Here is a 12,486-nt window from a genome sequence, read left to right on the forward strand (position 1 = left end):
ATTAATTATTCCCTATGATTAAAAAATACTCCCTTGTATTAGCAGCCTTCTTGTGCTTTGTTTTGTCTGGTTTTGGGCAGATTGCTAATGGTGGTTTTGAATTATGGATAAATTCAACAACACCTACTTCATGGACTACAATAGAAAATATAACTCAAGAATCTACGCCAATAAATGTTCATAGTGGAACTTATTCTGCAAGACATGTTGGTGGAACTAGTGATTTAGGCCAAACTATTTACGGTATAATACCTGGAGAAGATTATGAGTTGTCATTTTGGTATAAAGTTATTGAAGATGATGGAACAGATGCAAGAATTTGGTCTTATTGGAGAAATGGTAGTACTAATATTGACAATAATGACTATGATTCAGAAGATGCTATTAGGGGCCCAAATAATGGGTATCTGCCTAATAATTCAGGGGGTTGGACTCAATATAACGTGACGATTACTGCACCAGCAACAGCCGATAATTTTAATTTTGAAGTAAGAACTTATTCTGGAGCTATTGTTTATTGGGATGATTTTATATTTAATCAAGTGATTTCCTGCACACCTCCAGCCGATCCAGTTGGAAGCATTTCTGGTACAACTCCAGCCTGTAACAATACCACTTTAAGTTATTCTGCGCCAAATGCCAATTTATATTGGCAAACAACAGCTACAGGAACTTCAACGGCCAATCCTACAACGGCAACCTATAATGTCTCTACATCAGGCACTTATTATGTTAGGGCTTTTGATGGGGTTTCTTGTTGGTCCACCAATAGCGCGAGTTATGCCGTAACCATAAACAATCCACCGGTAATCAGTACTCAGCCTCCAAATAGAAATATTGCGATAGGAAATAACACCACTTTTAATGTGGTAGCTGCCAATGCAACTGGATATCAATGGCAAGTGTCTACCAATGGAGGTGCCAACTGGAGCAATTTAACCAATGCTGCTCCATATTCCAATGTTTTTACAAATACCTTGAATATTTCCAATGTAACCCTAGGGATGCACAACAATCTATATCGCTGTGTGATAAATGCCAATGCTCCTTGTGGCAATCTTAATTCTGCTTCTGGGACTTTAACTGTTTTTAATAACCCTCCTAATAATGCTACTGGACTGGAAGCTTGTATAGGTGATACAAGTATAGATTTAAGCTGGAATAATTCTTCAAGTGGCGCTACTGGATATATTGTTTTTGTTCAACCTAATGCCACCATTCCTTTTATGCCAGCTACAAGTGCTGGAGATGCAGATAGCTATATTGCAAATACCAACTATACTCTAGCCACAACTTATGGAACATTGGGCAGAGCTGTCTATAAAGGCAGTCTTAATAATATAACCATAATAGGTTTAACCAATGGTTTGGATTATACTTTTAAGGTAGTTGCCTACAATGGTAATACCCTTACAGGGTGGGCAAGTGGAATTAATTCTTCGGGTTCATGGAATGATACTTTCCTTATTGACACACCTGATGCCAACATTACAAGCGCTTCCATCGCTTCTACATCATCTGTAATATCTTGGAATAATCCTTTACCTACATCCTGTTACGAGATATTAATAGTTGCTAACCAAGGAAGTGCAACAACTTTTAATCCTACAGGTGATGGTTCTGGTTATATTGCGAACCCAAACTATAGTGGGCCTGATTCTTTTGTATTTAAGGGTAATGCCATCACTACAACAGTAACTGGTTTAACAGATGGCCTAAACTATTGCTATACCATTTTTGTAAGGAACATAAATACAAATGATTGGTCTAGAGGGAATACTGTTTGTCAAACAACAGGAATTACTTATTGTTCATCTAGTGGAGGAACATCTACTAATTCTGGAATTGTGAATGTTCAGTTAAACACTATTAACAATTCATCTGGCTCTACTAATGCTTATACCGACTTTACTGGGATTACAACAAGCCTCTCTTTAGGTCAACAATATGATTTAAGTGTTAATGTTAATACGGGTGGAAATTATACTTCGCATGTAAAAGTTTGGATTGATTGGAATCGGGATGGTTCTTTTAACAATTCTTCTAATGAAGCTATAGAATTAGGCACATTAACGAACACCACAAATGGGCAACCTTCCTTATCTCCATTAAACATCAGTATCCCTACTAATGCAGCAATTGGAAATGTGAGAATGAGAGTTAGTTCAAAATCTGATAACGGTGAAGGTTATGCTACACCATGTGAAGAAGGTATTTTTAATTTTGGCGAAGTAGAAGACTACACCATAAACATTGTACGACCAACAGGGCCAGAAATACACTTGAAAGGTAATAATAATGTTATTAACAATGGAGATACCACAACCAGTGGTTTGAACAATACGGCTTTTGGTGCAACAAATGTTAGCACATCCATTGTTAAAACCTTTGATATTGAAAGTATTGGTACTGGTACTTTGAACTTAACTGGCGCACCACAACTTGTTCAAATTAGTGGAACCCATGCGAGCGATTTTACCGTAACTGCATCCCCTTCCAACTCGATAGCTTCAGGAACTCAAACATCTTTTGATATTACATTTACGCCATCTGATGTCGGGACACGTATTGCAACCGTTTCTATACAAAACAACGATATTACGGATAGCGAAGACCCTTACGTTTTTACTGTTAAAGGGGTTGGGAATGGAAGAGAAATAAATGTTCAAGGAAACAGCATGAATATTCCTAATGGAAATGTAGCTATCAGTCCATTGGATCATACTTTTATAGGAAGTGCCAATTTAAATCCTTTAAACCCTACAATAGCATCGAAAACATTTGAAATTGAAAACTTAGGGAATCAATCTTTGAATGTTTCTACTATTTCAATCACAGGAGCCGATGCTTTAGATTTTTCAGTAACACCAACAAATTTTTCTGTAGCAGCAGGGAATTCTGAAACCATCACTGTTACTTTTGACCCTTCTACTCTAGGAATTAAAAATGCCATAGTATCTATAGCCAATAATGATATTACTGGAGGAGAAAACCCTTATACATTTGCTATTCAAGGAAACGCTTTAAATTATACAGAATGTGCTCCAGCTGCTCCTCAAATAATTGTAGCCCAAGATTTTGAATCCAGCACATCTGATACTTGGGCTTATACTGTGATTCATGCACCTATCCCTAATTATTGGGATGTAACGTCTAATTTATCCATAATTAATGCAGCTCAAAATGGTTCAAATTTTTGGGGGATTACAGATCTGGAACGTTCCGGACACACGAATCAAACCCATGAAATGCATTTTACACATACAGGTCTTACAGCTTATGAAAATGTTGAATTTAGTTTTTATTATTATACTTTTGATTTAGACTCTGAAGACAGCTTGGTTTATGAAATATTTTACGACAGTGCCTCTCAGGGTACTGTGGCTTTATTAAAAGATTCTGGTGGATGGACTCAAGTAACCCATGCAGTTCCTGATACTGTAAACACCTTTGAGATTATAATTTATCCAGATGTAAGTGCTGGATTAACATTTGATGAAGTTGGATTGGATAACTTTAAATTAACTTCTACCGTCGATCAAGTTAAAATATGGGATGGATTTGCATGGAATGGAGATGGCTCAGCACCAACATCGTATCAAAAAGCTGTTTTTACTGGAGATTATGTTACTGCAAATCATGGTGGTAGTGTTGAAGCTTGTGAATGTGAAATTAATTCAACTGCAACAGTAACAATTTCAAACAACACTTACCTAAAAGTTGAAAATAATATTTTGGTAGCTGGCGAAATATATGTAGACCCACAAGGATCTCTGGTACAAGTGAATGATTTAGGAACCATGACCCTTACTGGTACTGGTAAAAACACTTTATCTAAATTAACTCATCCACTCCAACATTGGTACGATTACACGTATTGGAGTTCTCCTTTAGAAAGTGCCCAAATTGAAAACGCTTTAATAGACGCCAATGCGAACAGACGATATGTTTACAGAGCCAATTTCTTTAATGACTTACTAATTGAAGATGCAAATACAGGAACTTTTACTCCTGGTCAAGATGATATTGACGACGATGGAAACGATTGGTTCAATCAGCCTTCTGGAACTATGACTCCAGGTGTAGGATATGCTGCTACCCATAGCAATATAGGTTTTACGGCAAATCAATCTTATCTATATTTGTTTGAAGGCTCATTAACTTCTGGTGGAGCTTTTAATAATGGCTTTGTAAATGTCCCTATTTATATAGACCCAACTGTTGTCTATAATAATTGGAATTTTATAGGGAACCCCTATCCTTCTGCTATTAGTGCTCAAACATTTTTTGAAGAAACATCTTCCATTCTTGAAGGAGTTATTTATTTGTGGTCTCATTATACAAACGCTGATGCTAATGCTCCTGGAAATCAAAATTTAAATTTTTCTCAAGATGATTATGCCATAATTAATTATGTTGGAGGAGTGGCTACAGGTTCTGCTTCTGTAAGTGGTTCAAACATACCCAATGGGTATATTGCTTCTGGACAAGGTTTCTTTGTGATAGGAAACAAATCTTTTGCAGGTTCTCCTGGGTTTTATAATGAACCTATTTTTAACAACTCCATGAGAGTTACTGGAAATAACAATCAATTTTTTAGAACTTCAACTACAGAAGCCAACAGGTTATGGGTTAATTTAACTTCGGATAATGGTGTATTTAATCAAGTTCTAATCGGCTACCTTGATGGAGCAACAAATGATGTTGATGCTATGGCTATTGATGCACTTAGGAACTTATCAACAGGAGCTAACTCTATATTATATTCTCTAATACCAGAATCTGATAAAAAATATGCCATTCAAGGAAAACACCCTAACAGTTTGAATTTAGATGAAGTTATTCCACTCGGCTTTTACACATCTATAAATGAAGCAACTTTATATAGTTTGTCCATTGAGCAATTTGAAGGGGAGTTTTTCTCCAATAACAATGTTTTTGTAAAAGACAATCTATTAAACATTATCCATAATTTAAATAATGCTCCTTACACATTCACTTCAGGAGTAGGTGAATTTAATGAGCGTTTTGAATTGGTGTTTAGGGACTCTTTCCTTTCGGTAAATGAAGAAGAACTTACTTCAAACCATGTTAGTATCATAGAACATGACAATGGAGAGGTTACATTTAAGGTTCCAAGTCAATATAAAATACAAACTGTTGATATTATAGACCTTTTAGGAAGAACTGTTTACAACTTAAAAGGAAATAGTTCCACCGAAACATACAATCTTTCTAATTTAAGCCAGGCAACTTATGTAGCTAGAGTAACTTTAGCAAATGGGCAAGTGCTCACTAAAAAGGCTGTAAAACGTAAGTAAGCTTGTTGTTTAGTTGTTGTTTGTTGTTGAGGAGCGATAATACACTTTGAAGACACTTCGACAGGCTGAGTGTGACACAAATTAGAAAAAGCCACTACAACACATGTTTGTAGTGGCTTTTTTGTTTGTTTTTAGTTACAAGCTATAGCTTAAAGAAATAATCAGGTTTCTTCCTGGAGAAGCAATTCCTGAGGAATAGGTTTTATAACGTTGGTCTGTGATGTTCTCCAAACTGGCTGTTAGGGTTGCTGCTTTCGTGATTTGGTATTGGGTTCTTAAATTTAAGGTGTACCAAGAAGGAGCGTAAGGGTTTCCGTTGTCATCTAGAGCATACATATAATCCTTTTCCTGCTCTGAAGGTGCCAATTGATAAAAAGACAATTCGCTGTTGTATTCAGCGAAGGCATCGACTAAAAATTTATTTTTTTGCCAAATAAAATGGGTGTTCCCAAAATTAGGCGACACATGTCTCGCTGGAACTTCACTGCCATCTGCATCCTCTTCTTTTCCACCAGTAACATTATATTGGGAGGTAAGCTTAAGATGATTGGTCAAGTTTAAACGCACTCCAGCTTCAAAACCGTATATTTTGGCATCAGAAGCATTTTGTATGGCCTGTACATTGCTCAATTCACCATTATACATAATTTCAGTTTCTCCATTTAAAGTATAATCCCTTCTTACCAATGCCTGATCTAAATAGGTATAATAAGTAGCGACATCAAAAATAACCATATCATCAAAATTTAGGGTTAGACCTAACTCACCACCATAAGCATATTCAGCCTTTAAGTCTGGATTAGGCACTACCACAGAACCAGGTTCTGAATCGAAAACCTTTCCAATATCATCAATATTGGGTGCCCTAAAAGCCGTAGATAAATTAAATCGCCATTGTAAAATATCATTGGCTAACCAACTAATTCCTGCCGAACCCGTTAAAGCTCCAAAATTTAGATCGGTTTCAGTAAAAGGTAAATTTAGAAATTGATTGTTTTCGGTGAAATCGGCATGCATTAAAATATAATTGTAACGTAAGCCAGACTGTAGGATAAATTTATGGTTTGGTTTAAACTTAATATTAGTATAAGCTGCCATGGATTGCCATGTAGAACCATTGGGATATCTAGACACGATTGGAGCAGTTTCGTTGGTCTCTATGTTCAATTCCTTGCCTATGGATTTTACTTTATTGTACACATATTCCACACCATAGAACAATTCGGTTTTTGGAGATAGTAATTTTTCAAAGTCGGCATTAAACGACACTGCATCTACAGCTTCTTCTGTCATGCTTTTCATCACATCTCGATAGTCCCTATCGTTTCTGCTTTCTTTAAAATTTTGATAGGCTAGAGTTGTTTGAATTTTATCGTATAAATTGGAACTGCTGCTTATTTTGGTCATTTGTAGGTTACCCATAAACCATTGCTGTGGACCGTAATACCATTCAGCTGAACGTAAATCATCTCCACGATATCTAATTAATCTATCGTATCTTGGGTAATCCGACGTTTTTGTATAAGTTACACCTAAATCGAAACTTAAGTTTTCTTGTGGCTCAAAACGTACTTTTTGCATGAGGTTTATTTGGTCATAACCTGTTGGCACTTGTAATTTAGGGTTGTCATTAGACACTATTTGGTCCTGGCCATTATTGGTTACCACATATTCTGGTCTTAAATAATCGTTTGGTCCATGGCTTCCCATTCTTAGGTCGTCAAAATCGGAATATGAAACACTGGTTAATAACGCCCATTTTTTGAGACCGAAATTAAAATCCAGATGACCTGTTTTTTCTTTGTTTGCCGTTGCATATCTAGCAACAGCATTGGCTTTAAGATACAGCTTGTCTGAATAGGACACTTGTGGTTTTTTGGTATAGAAGCTCATAACACCTCCTATGGCATCACTACCATAAACCACAGAACCAGCTCCAAGGGTAATTTCTGTGTTTTGTATGGTAAACGGATCGATAGAGATGACATTTTGAAGGTTTCCACTTCTAAAAATGGCGTTGTTCATTCGCACACCATCTACGGTAAGCAACAATCTGTTGGTTGAAAAACCTCTAATCATAGGGCTTCCTCCTCCTAACTGACTTTTTTGGATATACACATTCCCAGAGCTTTCCAACAAATCGGCACTGGTTTGTGGATTTGAGATTTGGATTTCCTTGGCAGAAATTCCAATAATTTTTTGAGGAATGTCTCTTTTGTTTTGTTCAAACTTAGAGGCAGAAATAACAATTTCATCCAGACCTTCAATTTTGGCTTCCAATAAAACCGTATGGTTGTTGGCAATGATGGTCTCTTTTTTAATTTTTAACTTTTTGTGGAGTAAATCTTCAAAATAAAGATATTCAGAGTCTGTAAAAGAATTTAAAGAGGCCATCCCTTCAAAATCTGTTATCACCATTATGGTTTTAGTTTGGTTATAAATAGTTACACCAGGAACGGGTAGCCTAGATTCACTTTCTAATACTTTAATTTCTTGGGCTTGAGCAGGTATGACAATACAGAGCCAGAGACCTATTGTTAAAAACAATCTCATGTTGGTTAGTTAAAAATTTATGAATTAAATACTTGATTAAAAATTTCCATGGATTGAGGTTTTCTGAACCCCTCCAGATGCAATTCAAAATATAAAAGCATCATTTTTAAAAAAGACTGTCTTTGATTTGAATTGATTTTAATCGTGTTTAACTTATCAAAATTTATGCCCAAGAGGTGTTTTAAGAGAATTATATTTTCACCTGAAACTGCATACATATTTGTTTTGTGATGTTGGAAGGTTCCTTCTGCCAAATTAAACCAAGATTCGTTGTTTTGTGGTAATTCAGGATAAAATCCTAAATGTTTGGTGAGCTTCAGTAAAAACAGCAAATGGAAGTTGGCATAATGGTTATGGGTATCCAACCATTGCAAAGTGGTTTCCAGGTAGGTATAAAGATGTTCGTTTGATTCTTCTTCTTTTAAGGTGCTGGTTAGAAGTTCGGCCAAAAAAAAAGTAATGGCGCTTTTTATTACATGGGTTTGTAAGTTACTGTACAGATAGTGCACCTTAACCTCTTTAACTTCTTGCAAAGACCTATTGTTTTTGTGCAAAGTGACTAGCTGTAATTGGGATAGCAATTGAAAATAGGCAGATTTTGAATTTCCTTTTTTAGAACTGGATACGTTTCTAAGCAAATAACTTACAAGACCATATTTTTGAGTATAACATTTAACAATTAAATCGTTATCCCTGTATTTTATCTTTGATAAAACAATGGCATTTGTAGTTGTTAGCATTATCTCACCACCATTAGTTTAAGCACTTTTGTTTCGTAAGAATCCAAATCGGATAGCATGATAAGATACACTCCAGAAGCAACAGAGTTATTCCCTAGGTTTTTTCCATTCCAATAGGCTGAACCTCCATCTATCTCTAAATTATAACCTCTATATCTGGTATTTACGTTGGATTGAGCTTCTGCTACCAAATTACCTTCTATATCTGTAATTTTAATATTCATATTTTCGGTAATGCCTCTTATTTGAATTTTTTTATCATTCATGTTATAATCCGGTCTTACTGGATTTGGAAAAATAAAGGCATTTTCTAAGGTAGTCATGGTCTCTGAACCACCGGAGCCGTAAGACACCAGTCCTTTGTCTGTAGCAATGTAAACTATGCCGTTGGTTTGGTCAATGGCAACATCTACCACGTTGTTTGTTGGCAAAGGGGAGTTGTCTTTTGTGAAATGGTAAATGGTTTCTTGGCCATCTGATGAAAAATAGTATAATCCAGCACCAATAGTTCCAATCCATTTGTTGTTGGAGCCATCCACCTCGATGTCAGACACATAGGTTTGAAATAAAAGTTCTTGTGGCAATCCATCATCCAATACAATAATAGATTGCGCTTCTATTGCTGGATCGGTAAAGAAACCTGCCGTATTGTACAACACCCTTAAACCACTAATTGTACCAATCCAGATTTGATCTCTTTTATCAATGGCCAATGAAGAAACAAATGCTGTAGGCATGTTTTGTTCTTCGGAATACAACCCTCTAAGTTGTCCATCTTTGTAGCCTATAAGTCCATTTTTATAAGCTCCAATCCATTTGGTACCATTGGCATCAATTTCAATATCACTGTAACCCCATTCGCCTTCTAAAGCATCAGGGATTAAATTGGTAAAATCATAACTATTCCATTGGTTTGAATTAGGGTCGTACGAAACTAAAGGTTTGGCGACTCTAGCTGTCATGGTCCACAGTACTCCATTTACATCAAAATTAGACGCACTAACCCTAATGCTTTTAAAGTTAGGGTTTCCAGGTATCACGAGAGATCTTAAAGCACTATTGGACTCATCATACAATACAGTGGGACTATCATTATTTACTTCTAAAAGACCATCATTGAAGGAACTGATAAACACTTGTTGAGTGTTGAATGGGTTAACAGCAATTTTATTTAAGTTCCTAGCTCCTAAAACACTATCATAAGGTACATTAACCCAAGATTCATCAATAAGATGACTAAACCCTCTTTTCCTTACAGGAGCTGGATTATATGTTAAGGAATAATCTCCATAAGTTACCCAAAGGTTATTAGGCATTGCCTGGATGGCAAATGCGTTATTTAACAAAGGTCCTTCTGGATGAATTTCGGTCACATCTGTTTGATTGTTATATGCAATTTTTAAAATACCATAATCTCTTGTTCCAATATACATGTACTCACTATCAAAAGTTGTGACAGAAAATTCAGTAGGGTAATCTGGAAGTATTGGTACAACGGTTATTTCATTAAAAGCATTGTCGAAAAAATAAGATTCATTTTTAGTAGTTACAAATAGATTGTTATTGGATTCACTAAAATCTAAAATTGGATCTGGTATGGTTGTTATTGAATTTATGGAAGTATCTAAAACCTCAAACACCTGTCTATTTGCCTTAATGATATAAATTCTATCATCCATTGTAGATTCTACAGCAATGACATTACCTCCTGTTACGGTTTGCCATTCTTGAAAGTCTATTAAATTGTCACTGTTCACCAAGGCTCTTTTTAAGCCTCCACCATCTAAACATGCTGCATAAATATATTGTTCGGAAATTGCTGTTTGTTGGACCCTTAACTGAGCTCCACCTGTACCGATGTAATAGGTGTCCCCAAATTCCAGTCTGGACATATCGTATACTGAAATACCATAATCAGTAGCTATATAAAGCAGCTCATTGTATTCTTCAAAATGGTTAATCATTTTATCATTAGGTGGAATGGTTGGTTTTTCCAATATATCAACAACCGTTAAGATATTGGTATCATCTTCCAAAGCAATTTCTATAAGTCCATTTGCATAGCCAATAACGAGCATTTGATATGCTTCGCTATAATGAATGGTTGAGATTTCTTCACCTGAAAGTCCGTTTATAGTTGTAAGTGTTTCCATTTCAGAGGACATAAGATCATAAGAAAACACAGCATTCTCTGCAGCCACGTATATTTTACCATTACCTTGTGTGACATCCTTTACATTTAGGTAGGAAAAGTGTCCTTTCCATAACGCAGAATAATCCTGGGCCATTAAAGATACTGGAAACAAGAAGATTAAAATTAGGTAGTTTCTGATATTCATAGTCATTTAAAAACTTTTCAAATATATCTATATATAACGAGTTTTAGAATAAAAACATATAAATTGAACAAAAAAAGCTTCCAATTTGGAAGCTTTTCATTTTTATATTTAGGAAATTATACCACGCCTTGTGCCAACATGGCATCTGCCACCTTAACAAATCCAGCGATATTCGCTCCTTTCACATAGTCAATATAACCATTATCCTGTGTACCATAAAGAACGCAGGACTCATGAATGTTATCCATGATTTGTTTTAACTTGGCATCCACTTCGTCTCTAGTCCAATTTAGCCTTAAAGAGTTCTGGCTCATTTCCAATCCGGAAGTTGCCACACCTCCTGCATTGGATGCTTTTCCTGGAGAAAACATCACTTTTGCATTCTGGAAAGCTGTAATAGCTTCAGGTGTGGTTGGCATGTTAGCACCTTCTGCCACTACCTGAACCTTATTTTTTATTAGCATATGTGCTTCTGCTTCGTTTAATTCATTTTGAGTGGCGCATGGCATAGCTACATTACAGGTTACAGACCAAGGTCTCTCTCCCTCATGGAAGGTTGCAGAAGGGTATTTATCAAGATATTCGTTAATTCTACCTCTTCTAACATTTTTGATTTCTTGAACATAAGCCAATTTTTCTGCATCAATTCCATCAGCATCGTAAATAAATCCTGAAGAATCCGATAAGGTTACTACTTTGGCTCCAAGTTCTGTGGCTTTTTCACATGCAAATTGTGCGACGTTTCCAGATCCAGAAATCACCACAGTCTTTCCTTGAAACGTATCATTTTTTGTGGCCAACATATTTTTGGCAAAATACACGCAGCCATAACCTGTAGCTTCTGGTCTAATTAAAGATCCTCCAAAAGAGATCCCCTTTCCTGTTAAGACACCTGTAAATTCGTTTCTTAATCTTTTATATTGTCCGAACATATATCCAACTTCTCTTCCACCAACTCCTATATCTCCAGCAGGAACGTCGGTATCTGGACCTATATGACGGAATAACTCTGTCATAAACGATTGACAAAAACGCATAACTTCATTATCGCTTTTCCCTTTAGGGTCAAAATCACTTCCACCTTTTCCTCCACCCATTGGCAAGGTTGTAAGCGAGTTTTTAAATACTTGTTCAAATCCTAAAAATTTTAATATGCTTAGGTTTACAGATGGGTGAAAACGCAAACCACCTTTGTAAGGTCCAATAGCAGAATTGAACTCTACCCTAAACCCTCTATTTACTTGAGTCTTTCCTTGATCGTCAATCCATGGCACTCTAAAGATTATTGTGCGTTCCGGCTCAACCATTCTCTCTAACAACATTTTATCCTGATATTTAGGATTCGCTTCTATAAATGGAATTACAGTTTCTGCCACTTCATGTACAGCTTGTAAAAACTCCGGTTCATGCCCATTCTTTTCCTTTACAAGACTTAGAAAAGCATCTATTTTATTTTTCATTTAATTTAAATTTAATACTGTTGTGTAATTTGTTAATTTGTTCAGCAAATATACATTATCTTTAAAAATTAAT

5 protein-coding genes are annotated in these 12,486 nt (G+C 35.9%); 1 reads left to right on the forward strand and 4 read right to left on the reverse strand.

Features of this window, described 5'->3' with window-relative positions; translation table 11 throughout:
• Nucleotides 1-14 precede the first annotated feature (14 nt).
• Nucleotides 15-5,321 carry a choice-of-anchor D domain-containing protein gene (locus tag D778_RS01320; RefSeq protein WP_007646978.1) on the forward strand — a complete coding sequence of 1,769 codons (5,307 nt, stop codon included), beginning with the start codon at nucleotides 15-17 and terminating at the stop codon, nucleotides 5,319-5,321.
• A gap of 135 nt (nucleotides 5,322-5,456) precedes the next feature.
• Here D778_RS01320 and D778_RS01325 read toward each other — a convergent pair whose 3' ends face one another.
• From D778_RS01325 to gdhA, 4 genes are all read right to left on the reverse strand, one after another.
• Nucleotides 5,457-7,874, reverse strand: coding sequence for a TonB-dependent receptor plug domain-containing protein (locus D778_RS01325; RefSeq protein WP_007646980.1), 2,418 nt, complete (start codon nucleotides 7,872-7,874; stop codon nucleotides 5,457-5,459).
• A gap of 17 nt (nucleotides 7,875-7,891) precedes the next feature.
• A complete protein-coding gene (gene recO / locus D778_RS01330) occupies nucleotides 7,892-8,614 on the reverse strand; it encodes a DNA repair protein RecO (RefSeq protein WP_007646982.1) in 723 nt (240 codons plus the stop codon).
• On the reverse strand, nucleotides 8,614-10,959 hold the full coding sequence (porZ, locus tag D778_RS01335) for a type IX secretion system anionic LPS delivery protein PorZ (protein ID WP_007646983.1): 2,346 nt from the start codon (nucleotides 10,957-10,959) through the stop codon (nucleotides 8,614-8,616). Before porZ ends, recO begins: the two co-directional genes overlap by 1 nt.
• A 110-nt stretch (nucleotides 10,960-11,069) precedes the next feature.
• On the reverse strand, nucleotides 11,070-12,413 hold the full coding sequence (gene gdhA, locus D778_RS01340; RefSeq protein ID WP_007646985.1) for an NADP-specific glutamate dehydrogenase: 1,344 nt from the start codon (nucleotides 12,411-12,413) through the stop codon (nucleotides 11,070-11,072).
• Between the last annotated feature and the right edge of the window lie 73 nt (nucleotides 12,414-12,486).

Source organism: Xanthomarina gelatinilytica (genome assembly GCF_000348685.1).
Taxonomy (GTDB): Bacteria; Bacteroidota; Bacteroidia; order Flavobacteriales; family Flavobacteriaceae; genus Xanthomarina; species Xanthomarina gelatinilytica.

Bases quoted from the DNA above. Each gene is read 5' to 3' on its own strand.
- gdhA (WP_007646985.1), bottom strand. From the start codon at position 12,413: ATGAAAAATAAAATAGATGCTTTTCTAAGTCTTGTAAAGGAAAAGAAT.
- porZ (WP_007646983.1), bottom strand. From the start codon at position 10,959: ATGACTATGAATATCAGAAACTACCTAATTTTAATCTTCTTGTTTCCA.
- D778_RS01320 (WP_007646978.1), top strand. From the start codon at position 15: ATGATTAAAAAATACTCCCTTGTATTAGCAGCCTTCTTGTGCTTTGTT.
- recO (WP_007646982.1), bottom strand. From the start codon at position 8,614: ATGCTAACAACTACAAATGCCATTGTTTTATCAAAGATAAAATACAGG.
- D778_RS01325 (WP_007646980.1), bottom strand. From the start codon at position 7,874: ATGAGATTGTTTTTAACAATAGGTCTCTGGCTCTGTATTGTCATACCT.